12 protein-coding genes are annotated in these 14,374 nt (G+C 70.2%); 8 read left to right on the forward strand and 4 right to left on the reverse strand.

What is annotated here, in order from left to right:
* Positions 1 to 44: 44 nt before the first annotated feature.
* Genes AB5I40_RS43950 through AB5I40_RS43960 form a run of 3 tightly spaced genes read right to left on the reverse strand, consistent with a single transcriptional unit; the run spans position 45 to position 2,382 of the window.
* Positions 45 to 719: an SDR family NAD(P)-dependent oxidoreductase gene (locus tag AB5I40_RS43950; RefSeq protein ID WP_370936100.1), complete on the reverse strand. Its 675-nt coding sequence runs from the start codon at positions 717 to 719 to the stop codon at positions 45 to 47.
* Positions 716 to 1,543 carry an ABC transporter permease gene (locus AB5I40_RS43955; protein ID WP_370936101.1) on the reverse strand — a complete coding sequence of 276 codons (828 nt, stop codon included), beginning with the start codon at positions 1,541 to 1,543 and terminating at the stop codon, positions 716 to 718. Before AB5I40_RS43955 ends, AB5I40_RS43950 begins: the two co-directional genes overlap by 4 nt.
* A complete protein-coding gene (locus tag AB5I40_RS43960; protein ID WP_370936102.1) occupies positions 1,540 to 2,382 on the reverse strand; it encodes an SDR family NAD(P)-dependent oxidoreductase in 843 nt (280 codons plus the stop codon). The genes AB5I40_RS43955 and AB5I40_RS43960 overlap by 4 nt, the downstream gene beginning before the upstream one ends.
* Before the next feature lie 166 nt (positions 2,383 to 2,548).
* Between AB5I40_RS43960 and AB5I40_RS43965 the strand changes: the two genes are divergently transcribed.
* The 7 genes from AB5I40_RS43965 to AB5I40_RS43995 all read left to right on the forward strand — a co-directional run bounded on the left by AB5I40_RS43965 (position 2,549) and on the right by AB5I40_RS43995 (position 9,769).
* Positions 2,549 to 3,421: an ABC transporter ATP-binding protein gene (locus AB5I40_RS43965; protein ID WP_370936103.1), complete on the forward strand. Its 873-nt coding sequence runs from the start codon at positions 2,549 to 2,551 to the stop codon at positions 3,419 to 3,421.
* On the forward strand, positions 3,418 to 4,188 hold the full coding sequence (locus tag AB5I40_RS43970; protein WP_370936104.1) for an alpha/beta fold hydrolase: 771 nt from the start codon (positions 3,418 to 3,420) through the stop codon (positions 4,186 to 4,188). Before AB5I40_RS43965 ends, AB5I40_RS43970 begins: the two co-directional genes overlap by 4 nt.
* Positions 4,181 to 6,079, forward strand: a complete 1,899-nt coding sequence (locus AB5I40_RS43975; protein ID WP_370936105.1) for a flavin-containing monooxygenase — start codon at positions 4,181 to 4,183, stop codon at positions 6,077 to 6,079. The genes AB5I40_RS43970 and AB5I40_RS43975 overlap by 8 nt, the downstream gene beginning before the upstream one ends.
* 34 nt (positions 6,080 to 6,113) lie before the next feature.
* Positions 6,114 to 6,941, forward strand: a complete 828-nt coding sequence (locus AB5I40_RS43980) for an alpha/beta fold hydrolase (protein WP_370936106.1) — start codon at positions 6,114 to 6,116, stop codon at positions 6,939 to 6,941.
* 4 nt (positions 6,942 to 6,945) lie between these two features.
* A complete protein-coding gene (locus AB5I40_RS43985; protein WP_370936107.1) occupies positions 6,946 to 7,758 on the forward strand; it encodes an SDR family NAD(P)-dependent oxidoreductase in 813 nt (270 codons plus the stop codon).
* Between the two features lie 82 nt (positions 7,759 to 7,840).
* Positions 7,841 to 8,746, forward strand: coding sequence for a LysR family transcriptional regulator (locus tag AB5I40_RS43990; protein WP_370936108.1), 906 nt, complete (start codon positions 7,841 to 7,843; stop codon positions 8,744 to 8,746).
* Between the two features lie 48 nt (positions 8,747 to 8,794).
* Positions 8,795 to 9,769, forward strand: a complete 975-nt coding sequence (locus tag AB5I40_RS43995) for an NADPH:quinone oxidoreductase family protein (protein WP_370936109.1) — start codon at positions 8,795 to 8,797, stop codon at positions 9,767 to 9,769.
* A gap of 135 nt (positions 9,770 to 9,904) precedes the next feature.
* Here the strand turns inward: AB5I40_RS43995 and AB5I40_RS44000 are convergent, their stop codons facing one another.
* A complete protein-coding gene (locus AB5I40_RS44000) occupies positions 9,905 to 12,910 on the reverse strand; it encodes a BTAD domain-containing putative transcriptional regulator (protein ID WP_370936110.1) in 3,006 nt (1,001 codons plus the stop codon).
* An 80-nt stretch (positions 12,911 to 12,990) separates the two neighbouring features.
* Between AB5I40_RS44000 and AB5I40_RS44005 the strand changes: the two genes are divergently transcribed.
* A complete protein-coding gene (locus AB5I40_RS44005) occupies positions 12,991 to 14,178 on the forward strand; it encodes an MFS transporter (protein WP_370936111.1) in 1,188 nt (395 codons plus the stop codon).
* The last annotated feature ends 196 nt before the right edge of the window (positions 14,179 to 14,374 follow it).

The following is a 14,374-nucleotide window of genomic DNA, read 5'->3' on the forward strand; positions in this document are numbered from 1 at the left end:
CGCTCCCTCGGTTTTGGCCGGGGGAGCGGGCTTTTCGTGTCGGGTTAGTGTTTGTACGCGCCGCCGTCGACCACGAGGGTTTGGCCGGTTACGAAGGCCGCTCCGGCGGACAGCAGGAAGCGCACCGGCTCGACGTAATCGTCCACAGTGGACGCGCGCTGGATCGCCCTGGCGGCGATGGTGGCCGGTTCGGCGGGCAGCAGGTCTTCGGACAACCCGGTGGCGACCAGCCCGGGGGCGATGACGTTCACGGTGATCCCGCGCTCGCCGAGTTCGGCCGCCATGGACTTGGCGAAGCCGATCACTCCGGCCTTGGCGGCCGCGTACGCCGCCAATCCGGCCGGGCCTTTGAACGCGGTGCCGGAGGAGAAGAGCACGATCCGTCCGCCGTCGGTGATCGACGGCGCGCAGGCTTGCACGACGGCGAGCGTGCCGTGGAGGTTCACTTCGAGGACCCGGGCCCAGTCGCGGGCGGGCATGTCCAGGAACGGTCCGGTGCGGCAGATTCCGGCGCAGTGCACGAGCCCCGCCAGCGGCGTGGGGAGGCAGGTCAGGCTGGCGTGGTCGGTGATGTCGGCGGCGAGGTAGCGCACGCCCGGCACGGGTGCGGCGGGCGCGGCCCGGTCGAGGACGACGACCGGCCGGTCCGCCGCGAGCGACGAGACCAGCCGGTCGCCGATCCCGGCCGAACCCCCGGTGACCAGCAGCGGCGCACTCACCGCGACCGGCTCGCGACCAGGTGCTCCAGCCCCTTGATCGCGTAATCGAGCACCATCGACATGACCCCCATGAACAGCAGCACCGCGAACGATTCGGCGACCTTGAAGTTGCCGGTGAGCACCACGAGCCGCTGGCCGAGGCCGTAGTACGCGCCGACCATCTCCGACAGCACCGCGCCGAGCACCGCGTACACCGCGCCGAGGCGCAGCGCGCCCACGATGCTCGGCAGCGCGGACGGCAGTTCGATCTTCAGGAACCGCTGGACCGGCGACATCGACAGCGACCGGGTCAGCTGCAGCACGTCGTGGTCGATTCCGCGCAGGGCGGCGAGCGTCGAGGTGAGCAGGACGAAGTACACGACGCTGCCGGCGACGAGCGCTTTCGGCGCGAAGCCGAGGCCGAACCACAGGATGAAGATCGGCGCGAGCGCGGGCCGGGGCAGGCTGTTGGCGAGCGTCAGGAACGGCGTCGCCGCGCGTTCGAGGACCTCCGACCGCGAGAACACCACCCCGGTCACGATGCCGAGCAGTCCGCCCGCCGCCAGACCGACGAGCGCGCCGCTGAAGGTGGCGGACACGTCGGTCCAGAACGCGCCTTCGCCGAGCTGGGTCACGAGTCCTTTCGCGACCTCGTCGGGCGAGGACACGAACAGCGGGTTGACCAGGCCCTGGCGCGCGGCGAAGTACCAGCCGCCGACGATCACGACCGCGACGGCGATCCGGATCGTCCACACCCGCAGCCAGACCCGCGAGCGGCGTTTGCGCCGTTCGGCGAAGACGGCCTGTTCCATCGCCGAGTAGTCCGCGACGATCGATTGGCTCATTGTTCCTCCCGGAAGTCGAGCGGGGCGCGCACCAGGTCGATGTCGGCGGGGGTGGCGGTGTGCGGGCCGCCGTTCACGGTCACGGTCTGGCCGGTCAGGTACGCCGCGCCCGCCGAGCACAGGAACAGGCACACCGACGCGATGTCCTCGGGGCAGCCGAGCCGGTTCATCGCGACGAACCGGGCGACCCGGGCTTCGACGCCCCCGTCCGCGAACCGGGAGGCGGCAGTGACGACCGCGCCGGGTTCGAGGCAGTTGACGCGGACGTTCGCGTCGGCCCATTCCCACGCCATCGTGCGGGTGAGCGACGCGAGACCGGCTTTCGCCGCCGCGTACGGTCCGCGCAGCGGATGCGCGTGCCCGGCCGACGCCGAACCGACGTTGACCACCGCGCCGCCACCCTGGCGTCGGAACGCGGGGAGGCAAGCCTTCGCGAGGTGGAACGCTCCGCTGAGATTTGCTTCCAGCATCGCGTTCCAGGCGTTGACCGACAGTTCTTCGAGCCGGGCGCCGAAGTTGCCGCCCGCGTTGTTGACCAGAATGTCAACCCGGCCGAAGCGTTGTTCGGCCGCGGCGGCGATTTCGGCGGCGGTCTGCGGGTCGCGGATGTTGCCGGTGACCGCGACCGCATCACGGCCCTGTTCGCGGATACGAGCCACGACGTCGTCGAGCACGTCGGCGCGTCGCCCGTGCACCACCAGGTTCGCGCCTGCTTCGGCGAACCGGCTTGCGATCGCGCCGCCGATCCCGCCGGTGGCTCCGGTGACGACCGCGACCCGGCCGTGAAAGTCGAATTGCACGCCGCCGAACGGCGAAACCTCTTGCTGGGCCGGTGTCATCGCACTCCTCCGAAGGTCCGGTTCGGACTCAGGCTCGCCACCGGCCGCCGCCGTGGCAACGGTTCGCGGGCTATCGGCGCGATAGCCCGCGGCGGCGGCAGTTTGTATTGACACCCGCAGCCGGGTTCGCGGAGCATCACGGTTCTCTCGACCAAGCGGAGTTGCAATGAGGCAGACCAGCATGGTGCGTCCGGGACCGGAATCCGCGCGGCGCAAGGACGAGCGCCCCGGCCGGGCGGGCGCGCCGATCAGTTTCGGCCACGTCAGCCACAACTTCATCCACGGCGAGCGCGCGGTGCTCGTCCTGGAGGATTTCGACCTGGAGATCGCGGCGTCGGAGTTCGTGAGCATCGTCGGCCCGTCCGGCTGCGGCAAGACCACGGCGCTGTCCATGGCGGGCGGGCTGGAGCGGCCCCGCGCCGGGAGCGTCCTGCTCGACGGCGAACCGGTCGACGGCACGTCGGACGACGTCGCGTTCATGTTCGCGCGCGACGCGCTGCTGCCGTGGCGGCGGGTGCGGCGCAACGTCGAACTGGGCATGGAGGTCCGCCGCGTCCCGGCCGCGGAACGCAGGCGGCGGGCGGACGAATGGCTGCGCCGCGTCCGGCTGGAGGAATTCGCCGATTCGGACGTGCTGCACTTGTCGCAAGGCATGCGGCAGCGCGTGGCGATCGCGCGCACTCTCGTGCAAAGCCCGCGCGTGGTGCTGATGGACGAGCCGTTCGCCGCGCTCGACGCGCAGACCCGGGCGAACCAGCAGCAGGAGTTCGTCCGGCTCTGGGAGGCCGAACGACCCACCGTCGTGTTCGTGACGCACGACCTGGAGGAGGCGATCCTGCTGAGCGACCGCGTCGTGCTGATGGCCGCCCGGCCCGGCCGGATCGTCGCCGACCTGCGGATCGACCTGCCGCGCCCGCGCACGCAGGAGATGCGGACGTCCTCGCCGGAATTCGCGAAACACCTGGAAACCCTGTCCGCCCGGCTGCGCGAGGAAGTCGTGGCCGCCGAGGAACGCCGCCAGGCGGAGGAACGGGCATGACCGGCTCCGGGCTGTCCTGTCGGGTCGTCGGCCAAGGCCCGCGAGCGGTGGTGCTGGTGCATTCGCTGGCGCTCGACGGTTCGTGGTTCGAGCCGCTCGCTGCCGAACTGGGCGAGAGTTTCCGTTGCGTGCTCCCGGATCTTCGCGGCCACGGAAACAGCGGCGGGGACGAGATTTCCTTGGCTGCGCTGGCTGACGACCTCGCGCTCCTCGCCCAGCACCTGCGCATCGATCGGTTCGTCGCCGTCGGCATTTCTCTCGGCGGGATGGTCGTGCAGGCCTTGGCGCACCGTCATCCGGACCTTCTCGACGCTGCCGTGCTCATCGCGACCACCGGCGGTTACGACGACGCTGCCCGGGCCGGCGCGCACAACCGCGCGGAGGCGGCCCGCGCGCCGGGCGGGCTGGCCGCGCTCGCCGACCCGACGATGACGCGTTGGTTCGGCGACCGCCCGGACCCGCTGCGTGCCCGAGCCCGGGAACAGTTCCTGAGCGGCGATCCCGAGATCCACGCCGCTTACCTCGAAGCCATGACCGCCGTCGGCGACTTTTCGGTGCCGCCGTCGGTGCCGACGCTGGTCATCGGCGGCGAGGACGACGCCAGCACGCCGCGTCCGGTGCTCGAGAACCTGCACGCGTCGATCCCGCACTCTCAGCTGCGCTTCGCGCCGGGCGGGCATCTCGCCGCGTTCACTCACCCCGCGCCGGTGGCCGCCCTGCTGACCGAATTCCTCGCCGAGACCCCGAAGGGTGCCCGAGTTGTCTGAAGTCCAGCTGTCCCCGGAGGAGGTGCGCGACCGGCTGCGGGCCGCGGAGACTCCCGCGTTGCTGATGCTCGTCGCGCACCTGACCGACGACCCGGCCGTGCTGCGCCCGCAGTGGCGGCCGAACCCGGATCTGCTGCCCGCCACCGGCCTCGACGCCGCGACGGATGCCGAGGCTCGGGAGTTCTGCTTCGCGACGCTGGAGCCGTATCTGGCCGGCGTGGCCGACTGGCCGGTTTCGCCGTCCGAGACGGTTCTCGAAGCGATCGCGGCTTGGGCGCTCGACCGTTCCGCCGGGGAGGACGCCGATCTGCTGCGCGTCGCGTTCGTCCCGCCGGGCACCGATCCGCGCGCTCCTCAGTGGACGAAGGACGACCTCGACCCGGCGCGGCCGATGCGGGTGGCGATCGTCGGGGCGGGGCTGTCCGGGCTGATGGCCGGGCTGCGGATGAAACAGGCCGGGGTGGACTTCGCGATCTTCGAGAAGAACGCCGACGTCGGCGGAACCTGGTACGAGAACAGCTACCCGGACTGCCGGATCGACGTGCACAGCCACATTTACACGTATTCGTTCTTCCCGCACGACTGGCCGTCGTACTTCTGCCGCCAGGACGTCATCCATTCCTATCTGCGCGGGTTCGCCGAGGAAAACGGGCTGCTGGACCACATTCGCTTCGGCGCCGAAGTCGTTTCGGCGGCCTGGGACGACGAGCGGCAGCATTGGGCGGTCGCTTCGACCGGGCCGGACGAACCCGAGCGGACCGAGGAATTCTCCGTCCTCGTGTCCGCGGTCGGCCAGTTGAACCGGCCGATGATCCCGCGCATCGACGGCCTCGACACCTTCGACGGCCCGGTTTTCCACACCGCGCAGTGGGACCACAGCGTCGACCTCGCCGGGAAGCGCGTGGCGATCATCGGGACCGGCGCGACCGGCGTCCAGGTGGCCCCGGCGATCGCCCGGGAAGCGGAGTCCCTGACGGTTTTCCAGCGCAGCGCGCCGTATTTGCAGCCGACCCCGGAACTGCGTCAGGAAATCTCGGCACCGGAACGGGCGCTGTTGCGCGACATTCCGTTGTACCGCGCCTATTACCGGTTCTCGATCTTCCTCCCGCGCGCGATCGGACGGCTTGCCGCCGCGACGGTCGACCCGGCTTATCCGCCCACCGAGCAGGCAGTGTCGGCGGCCAACGAACAATTGCGGCAGCTGCTCACCGACTATCTGCTGAACCAGGTGCGGGACCGGCCGGACCTCGCCGCGAAAATCGTCCCGGACTATCCGCCGGGCGCGAAACGGATCGTCCGCGACGACGGGACCTGGATCGCCACGCTCAAACAGGAGCACGTCGAACTCGTCACCGAACGCATCGCCCGCGTGGACGGCAGCGGGATCCACACCGAGGACGGCCATTACGTTCCGGCGGACATCATCGTCTTCGGCACCGGCTTCAACGCCTCGGATTTCCTGATGCCGATGAAGGTCACCGGCGCCGGCGGGGCGGATCTGCACGAGACGTGGGGTGTCGACGCCTGTGCGTATCTCGGGCTGACTGTCCCGGACTTCCCGAATCTGTTCTGCATGTACGGCCCGAACACGAACCTGTTGCTGCACGGCAATCTCGTGCTGTTCATCGAATGCCAGTCGGTGTATTTGCTGAGCGCGGTGGAGCAGTTGCTGTCCACCGGCAAGTCCTCGCTTTCGCTGCGCCGCGACGTTTTCGCCAAGTACCGCGACGAGGTCGGCGAGGCGAGCGCGCTGCGCGTGTGGGGCTGGTCCAAGACACACAGCTGGTACCAGAACGCGGAAGGCCGCTCGACCATCATGTGGCCGCTGTCCGCGCACCGCTACATCAGCGCCACTCAGGCCGTCGATCCCGAGCAGTACGAGTTCCGGTGACCGACCCGTCCGTCCTAAGGAGACAGTTTCCGCTGTGACCACCGAACACACGACGGTCGTCAACGACCTCGAAACCCGTTATCTCGCCGGGGGAGAAGGCCACGAGTCCACTGTGGTCTTCCTCCACGACGGTGCCTGGGGCGCGTCCTCGGACGTCACGTGGGGTGCGGTGGCCGCTCTGGCGGGCCGCACGCACCGCGTCGTCGCGCCGGATCTGCTCGGCTTCGGCGGTTCGGCCAAGGCCGTCCGGCTGGACCAGTCGCCGTTCGGATTCCGGCTGCGCCACGTCTACGCGCTGCTCGACCAGCTCGGCATCGACGGTCCGATTCACCTCGTCGGCAACTCCTTCGGCGGTTCGATCGCGTTGCGCGCCCTGCTGGACCCGGCGCTGCGCGGCCGGATCGCCTCAGTCACCTCGATCAGCGGCACCGGCGGCCCGTGGCGCAGCGCGACGAGCGCCGAACTGGCCGGCTACGACGGCACCCGCGAGGACATGACCCGGCTGGTGCGCCTGTTGTGCGACGACTATCCCGGCATCGAAGACCAAATCGACGCCCGCATGCGGTGGGCGGCCACGCCCGGGCACTACGCCGGAATGCTCGCCCCGCACGCGACTCCGCCGGAACCGCTGCGATTCGCCCGGCCCGCCGATCCGTACCCAGCGCCGTTCGCCGACGTCACGACGCCGGTCCTGCTGTTCGACTGCGCGGGCGATCCGCTGGTCGAACGGGGCTGGGTGAAACACCTGGCCGATCTCACCCCGGCGGTGACCGTGGCTCCGGTGCCGCACCGGCACGCCCCGAACATCAGCCATCCCGAGCAGACTTGGCGGATCATCGCCGACTTCGTGAACGGAGCCTGAAACCGTGTTCGACGATCCTCACGACGCCGTCGCCGCCCCGGACGTCCGGCACGAAAAGCTGTTCCGGCTCGACGGCAAGCGCTTCGCCGTCCTGGGCGGCGCGGCCGGCATCGGTGAGCACGTCGCCCGCACCCTTGACTCGCTCGGCGCGGAGCTGCTCCTGGTCGACGTGGACGAGGCCGCGCTGGAGAAACTGGCTGCGGAACTCGGCGCGGACCGGTTCGCCGCCGATGTGTCCACCGAGGACGGTGCGCGTTCGCTGGCCAAATACGCCGCCGGGCCGCCGTTGCACGGGTTCGTGGACGTCATCGGCCAGATGACGCGCAAACCGTTGCCGGACTTCACTCTCGCCGAGTGGGAAAAGGACTTCCGGGTCAACCTGACGCACGCGTTCCTCGCCGCCCAGCACCTGGTGCCGCTGCTGGCCAGGCCGGATTCCGCGGTCGTGTACGTCTCCAGCATCAACGGCAGCCGCGCCGGGAGCTACGCGGCGGGATACGGCCCGGCGAAGGCGGCGCTCGAAGGCTGGGTGCGGCAGCTGGCCGACGAATACGGTCCGGAGGGCATCCGGGTCAACGCCGTGGCGCCCGGATTGTTCCTGTCGCCCCGGTTCCTCGCCGGCGCGCACGCCCGCACGATGATCGAGCAGTTCAGCGGCAAGACGATGCTGCGACGGCTCGGCCAGCCCTACGAGGTCGCCGCGGCCATCGCGTTCCTGCTGACCCCCGCGGCGGGTTACGTCACCGGCGCGACGCTCGCGATCGACGGCGGAGCGCGCGCGGTCGACGCGACCGGCCTCGACGCCCTCGCGCGCTGAGCGTTCGGGGGTGCTCGACCATACGATGGCCGGGAGACAGGCGGCAGCGGCGCCGCCTGCCCGGCGTGACTAGGGGCCGAGCGTGAGATTCGAGCAGTTGCGCTACCTCGAGGCGGCCCTGCGCACCGGATCCTTCCGGCAGGCGGCGCACGAACTGGGCGTGTCCCAGCCGACGATCACCAACCAGGTGCAGCGGCTCGAAGAGGACCTCGGCGTCGTGCTGGTCATGCGCGGCGCGCACGGCGTGCGGCCGACGGACGCGGCGGAGCGGATCCTGCCGCACGTGAAATCCGCGATCCGGGCCGAGGACCTGCTGCGGCAGGAGGCCAGCGCGATCGACGGCCTCAAGATCGGCACGGTGAGCATGGGCACCGTCGCGATCGGCAGCATGCGCGTGCTGCCGCATCTGGTGCGCGAAATGCACGAAGGACACCCGAACATCCGGTTCGAGGTGACCGAGGGTGGCACCTACATCGTGCGCGACGGCGTGCTGGACGGGACGTTCGACCTCGGCCTGATCACCCGCGTCCCGCTGCCCGGCGAGCCGCCGGACGACGAGCGGCTGCATTACGTCGACCTGATGACCGGCCGGCTGGTGCTGTGCGTGCCCGACAGCCATCCGCTGGCCCGCGCGGAGACGTTCGACCTCGACGACCTGTCCGGCGAGCCGCTGATCTTCTTCCGCGAGGGCAGCATCCTGCGCCGCGCGTTCGAGGAGCTGACCAGCGGCATCGACGCGCGGATCGTGTACACGACCGACGGAGCCGAGACCGCGCAGCGGATGGTGCGGGCCGGGGTCGGGATCGCCATCGCGAACACCCTCGCGCCCTCGACGACCAGCGGGAACGGGGTCACGCTGATCCCCATCACCAAGCCGTGGGCGCAGACGACGCTGTCGGCGATCGTGCGGACCGGGGAGCTGCGCGGCCGGATCGTCGAGACCCTGCTGCGGCAGATCCGGTCTTCCAAGACCGTGACGGGGCGATAGCCGGGGGCTGCTTCACTTGAGCGGCTTCGGACTTTAGAGTCCGGAACCATGGACGCCGTACACATCAAGGATCTCGAAGGCCCGTCGACCGTCTCCGTCGTCGAGGTCGATTCGCCCTCGCGCGCTGCCGACCAGGTGCTGATCGACGTGCACGCGGCCGGGGTGTCGTTCCCGGACGTGCTGCAGACGCGCGGGCTGTACCAGGTGAAACCGGAGCTGCCGTTCATCCCGGGCGCGGAGGTTGCCGGGGTGGTCGCGGAGGCTCCGGAGGGCGCGGCGGTCAAGGCCGGGGACCGGGTCGCGGCGCTGCCGTTCCTCGGCGGGTTCGGCGAGCAGGTCGCGTGCGCGGCGGACGCGGTGTTCCCGATTCCGGACGATCTGGGCTTCGAGCAGGCGGCGGCGATTCCGTTCAACTACCTGACCGCGCATTTCGCACTGTGCCGGCGCGGCCGGATGGCTGCGGGGGAGACGGTCCTGGTGCACGGCGCGGCCGGCGGCGTCGGGACGGCCGTCATCCAGGTCGCGAAGGCGTTCGGCGCGGGCAAGGTGCTCGGGGTGGTGTCGACGCCCGAGAAGGGCGAAGCGGCGGTCGCGGCCGGGGCCGACGAGTACGTGCTGGCGGACGGCTTCAAGGACGCGGTGAAGGCGTCGACCGGCGGCCGCGGGGTCGACGTGATCGCAGACGTCGTCGGCGGGGACCGGTTCACCGATTCGCTGCGCTGCCTGGCCGCGGACGGCCGGATGCTGGTCATCGGATTCACCGGCGGGTCGATTCCCGAGGTGAAGGTGAACCGGTTGCTGCTCAACAACTTGGACGTCGTGGGCGTCGGGTGGGGCGCTTATGCGCTGCCGCGGCCGGGGTATCTGCAGGGGCAGTGGGCGGAGCTGCTGCCGAAACTGGCGGCTGGGGCCATCGTGCCGCCGTTGGGCGGGAGTTATCCGCTGGGGGAGGTTCGGGAGGCGTTGGAGGCTATCGAGAACCGGAAGGCTATGGGGAAGCTGGTTCTTGCGGTTCGTCCATAGTGGACTGTTTGGGCCGGAGGTCCCGGGTGCCCGTGGTGGCCGGGGCCTCCGGCTTAGCGCGTCCTATGCGGACAGGAATGCGGGCTGACGGCGGCGAGGTTCAGGGAGTGTCCCGGACCGCAGACAACATCTCGCTCACGAGACCATCCTTACCGCATCCTCGACAGACAACCGCGCACCACGCTCAAACACGCTGGCAAAGCCGGAACCGAGAACCGCTTGTGCCGCTTCAGTAATCCGGTCCACATCACCCCTCTCGGCCGCCGGTAGCGGAGCGTTGACAGTCCGTCGCGCGGCGTCGGCCGCACCGAGCAGCAATGCGGCGGACTGCGGCGCGCAAGTGCCCGCCAAACCTTCCAGCGACAGCGCGAAAGCACGCGGTTCATCAAGCACCCGCGCGTATTCCAAGCCTCGCAGGTGGTACTGCCGAGCCTGCGCCAGATCACCCCGGAGTTCGGCGATGAAACCGAGTTCCGCGTACAGCAGGTGGTCGCCCGCCGTTGAGGAGACGTCGCGGTATTCGTCGCGGATGTGGGTCAGGTGGCGTTCGGCGGCGTCGAGGTCGCTGGAGCGGCGGGCACCCAGTGCGAGGCCCATTTCAGCGTGGATCCGGCCGTAGGCGTAGCCGTGGTCGGACGCGCTGCGCAGGGCTTGTTCGTGCAGGTCGCGCGCTCGCGGCCAGTCGCGTTCGAGCAGGGCCAGGCGGCCGAGGCCGGACAGTCTCGCGGAGACTTCCGCTTGCAGGTCCAGTTCGCGCGCGATGGCGAGTCCGTCGTGCTGACGGCGGGCGGCTTCGGCGTAGTCGCCCTTGATTTCGGCTAGTGCGGCCAGCGGCGGGATGGTCTGCATCTCGCCCCATCGGTCGCCGAGGCGGCGGAAGAGTTCGGCGCTGCGCAGACCGTCCCGGCCGAGTGCGGCGAGATCTCCGCGGACCAGGCTGAGCATGGCGCGGAGGCCGAGTGCGGCGGCGATTCCCCATTCGTCGTCTCCGGCAGCCGCGAGGGCGCGCTCGTTCACCTCGCAGCTGGCGGTGATGTCGCCGACGCTGAACAAGCTGTAGGCACGCAACCACGACGCGCGAACGCCGTCCGGGGAATCGGGCGGGGCTTGTTCGCCGGTCAGCAGGGCGAACGATCCATTGAGGACAGTGAGCTCCGGATCCGTTGCCGCAAACCGTAAAACGGCTGTCAGCATTCGTCGGCCTTCGGTGAGTCTGCCTCGCAGCAGCCACCACCAGGACAACGCTTTCGCGAGCCGTACCGCTTCGATGGATGCTTGGCCGATCGCTTCGTCCAGGGCAGCGCGCAGGTTGCCCGCTTCGACGTCCAGCCGGGTGAGCCAAGTCCGTTGCCCGGAGCCGTGCAATTGCGCGTTCTCGGCGATTTCCAGGTAATGGCGCAGGTGTCGCGCGCGGGTGGCGGCAGGATCCGTCAGGCGTTCGACGGCATAGGCGGCAACGGATTCCAGCAGCCGGTACCGAACTCCAGTCGGTCCATTCAGGACGGTGACCAGCGACCGGTCGACCAGCCGGGGCACGAGGTCGAGCACGTCTCCCGCACAAACGGCTTCGGCGGCGGCGAGATCGAAGCTGTCGCGGTGGACGGCCAGTCTGCTGAGGACAGTCCGCTCGGGCTCGCTGAGCAGTTCCCAGCTCCAGTCGAGCACGGCGCGCAAGGTTTGCTGCCGGGCCGGAGCGCCGCGCGATCCTCGGGTCAGGACGGCGAACCGGTCGTTGAGCCGGGCGGCCAGTTCCTTCACGCCCAGGCCGCGCACGCGAGTCGCCGCGAGTTCCAGCGCGAGCGGAAGACCGTCCAGACGACGGCAGATTTCGGTGATCGCGTCGAGATCACCCGCGAAATCCGGGGCGGAGGCGGTCGCGCGTTCGGTGAACAGCCGCACGGCGTCCTCGGGCGGCAGTGGTTCCACCGCGAACACGGACTCGCCCGGCAGGCCGAGCGGTTCCTGGCTGGTGGTGAGAATGCGCAGGTCACGGGTGTTGCGCAGGAGCGATTCGACGAGTTCGGCGGCGGCTTCGACGACGTGTTCGCAGTTGTCCAGGACGAGCAGCATCCGTCGGTCGCGCAGGGCCGTGGCGAGTCGTTGCGTCGGGGAGGCGGAGTCGAGCGAGTCGCGGATTCCGAGCACCGCGGCGACTGCTTCGGCGAGGTCGGCGGAGGTGCCCCGCACGGCGGCGAGTTCGACCAGCCAGCAGCCGTCGGGAAACTTGGCTCGTGAGTGGCTATGCCGGTTAGAACAGGCATAGCCACTCACGAGCCCCAAGGCCAGCCGGGACTTGCCGACCCCGCCCGGCCCGGTCAACGTCACCAGCCGCGCCGACAGCCCGGCGAGCTGCTTGAGCGCCTCCTCCCGGCCGATCAACGGCGTCAGCGGAAGGGGAAGGTTGCCGCGCGGTTCGGCGGCCAGCCCCGGGTCCTGCCGGAGCAGCGACTCGTACAGCGCGCGCAGCTCCGGACTCGGGTCGACGCCCAACTCCTCGGCTAGCCGGGTGCGGAGATCCGCGTAGGAAGCAAGGGCCTCGCTCTGCCGTCCGCACAGGTACAGCGCGCGCATCTGCGCTGCCCGCAAGCCTTCCCGGAGCGGATTCCGCGCGATGACGTCCGTCAGATCGTCCGCGGCGGCGTAGTCGCCAGCTTCGACCTGCGCCGCAGCCTGCTCTTCCACTGCGGCCAGCTGGAGTTCGGCCAACCGGTACGCGGCCGATCGCGTGAACTCCTCGTCGGCGAAGTCAGCGAACGCCTCGCCGCGCCACAGGGCCAGTGCTTCGGCGAATCGTTCCGCACGGGCCCGGGGATCCGCCGTGGCGCGAGCCTGGGTGACGAGGTCGCGGAACTGAGCGGCGTCGGAATGCTCGATCCGCAGCCGATAGCCCGCCGGTTGCCGCTCGACGCCGTCCCGTCCGACGATCCGGCGCAGCTGCGACACCTTGGCCTGCAGCGCACCGGCCGGTTTGCCGGGCGGGTGGTCGCCCCAGAGGTCCTGGATGAGCCGGTCCGCGGCGACCGGGCCGCCGTCGTGCGCCAGCAGGGTCGCGAGGAGCGCCCGTACTTTCGCCTCGGGCACGGTGACCAGCGCGCCTGCCTCGTCCCACACCGCGAGCGGGCCGAGCACCCCGAACCGCATCGCCTTGCTCCCGTCGCGCCATCAGGTCACCGTCAGTCGATCGTAAGCATTCCCGAAGACCCGGTCCGCACAGTGGGCGCATGAGCCCCACCTCAGCCGCCGTCGCGCCGACTCAGCGGCTTCCGCTTTTCGCGCTGCTGTCCCTCGCCACCGCGGTGTTCATCACCAGCCTCACCGAAACCCTGCCCGCCGGGCTGCTGCCCGCGATGAGCCGCTCGCTCGACGTCAGCGAATCGGCGACCGGCCAGACCGTCACCGGCTACGCGCTGGGCACCGTGCTGACCGCGATCCCGCTGTCCGCCATCACCGCCGGCTGGCGACGCAAACGGTTGCTCCTCGCCGCGATGGGCGGATTCGCCGTGGCCAACACCGTCACGGCCGTGTCGTCGGAGTACAGCCTGACGATGGCGGCGCGGTTCGTCGCGGGCGTCGCGGCTGGTCTCGCGTGGGCGCTGCTGGCCGGTTACGCCCGACGCTTGGTCGCTCCTGCTCAGCAGGGTCGTGCCATTGCAATCGCCATGGCTGGTATCCCAGTCGCGCTGTGCCTCGGCGTGCCGGCGGGGACGTTCGTCGGCCAGTTCGCCGGCTGGCGTACTGCGTTCCTCGCCATGACCGTGCTCACTCTGGTGCTGCTGGCCTGGATCGGCGCGGCGGTGCCCGACTTCCCCGGTCAAGCCGCGGGAGCGCGTCCGAAGATGCTGCCCGCGCTGCGCATCCCCGGAGTCGCGGCGGTCCTGTTCGTCACGCTGGTGTTCGTGCTGGCGCACACCGTGCTGTACGCCTACCTCGCCACCTTCCTCACCGGACTTGGCATGGGCGGCGAGACCGACCTGGTCCTGCTGACGTTCGGCCTCGCCTCGATCGCGAGCATCTGGATCGTCGGCGCGCAGATCCACCGGCGGCTGCGGTTGCTGACTGTCGTCAGCGCGCTGCTGGTCGCGGTCGCCGCGGCGCTGCTCGCGACCGAACCCGCGCTGGTGTACGCCGCCGCCGCGCTGTGGGGTCTCGGCTGGGGCGGGGTGCCGACCTTGCTGCAGACCGCGGCCGGGGACGCGGGCGGCGAGTCCGCGGACACGGTCCAAGCGATGCTCGTGACGCAGTGGAACGCGGCGATGGCGGGCGGCGGCGTCGTCGGCGGGGTGCTGCTCGACGTCGCTGGCAGCGGTTCGTTCCCGTGGACCGTGCTGGTGTTGATGGCACCGGTGCTGGCGGTCGTCCTGCTCGCGCGACGGCGCGGGTTCCCGGCCGCTGAGCGCACGTCGCCGTAGGCCCCGGACCCGGGAGCGGAAGCCGGGTAGTGGTACGTGAGGGGAACCCTGAGGGAATCTGATTCCCTCAGGGTTCCCCTCACGTACTTCAAGACCCGGCCACATGGCTAACCGCAGCTTGCTGGACGCCATCCGCCTCGCGATCGGGGCGGACGCGATCGCCCTGATCTGCGTGGGAGCGTTCGCGTTGCTCCGC

It is taken from the genome of Amycolatopsis sp. cg13 (assembly GCF_041346965.1).
Classification (GTDB): domain Bacteria; phylum Actinomycetota; class Actinomycetes; order Mycobacteriales; family Pseudonocardiaceae; genus Amycolatopsis.

What these genes read in the sequence shown, in the direction of transcription:
- AB5I40_RS43955 (WP_370936101.1), bottom strand. Translation starts at nt 1,543, where the DNA reads ATGAGCCAATCGATCGTCGCGGACTACTCGGCGATGGAACAGGCCGTC.
- AB5I40_RS43970 (WP_370936104.1), top strand. Translation starts at nt 3,418, where the DNA reads ATGACCGGCTCCGGGCTGTCCTGTCGGGTCGTCGGCCAAGGCCCGCGA.
- AB5I40_RS43995 (WP_370936109.1), top strand. Translation starts at nt 8,795, where the DNA reads ATGGACGCCGTACACATCAAGGATCTCGAAGGCCCGTCGACCGTCTCC.
- AB5I40_RS43965 (WP_370936103.1), top strand. Translation starts at nt 2,549, where the DNA reads ATGAGGCAGACCAGCATGGTGCGTCCGGGACCGGAATCCGCGCGGCGC.
- AB5I40_RS44005 (WP_370936111.1), top strand. Translation starts at nt 12,991, where the DNA reads ATGAGCCCCACCTCAGCCGCCGTCGCGCCGACTCAGCGGCTTCCGCTT.
- AB5I40_RS43960 (WP_370936102.1), bottom strand. Translation starts at nt 2,382, where the DNA reads ATGACACCGGCCCAGCAAGAGGTTTCGCCGTTCGGCGGCGTGCAATTC.
- AB5I40_RS44000 (WP_370936110.1), bottom strand. Translation starts at nt 12,910, where the DNA reads ATGCGGTTCGGGGTGCTCGGCCCGCTCGCGGTGTGGGACGAGGCAGGC.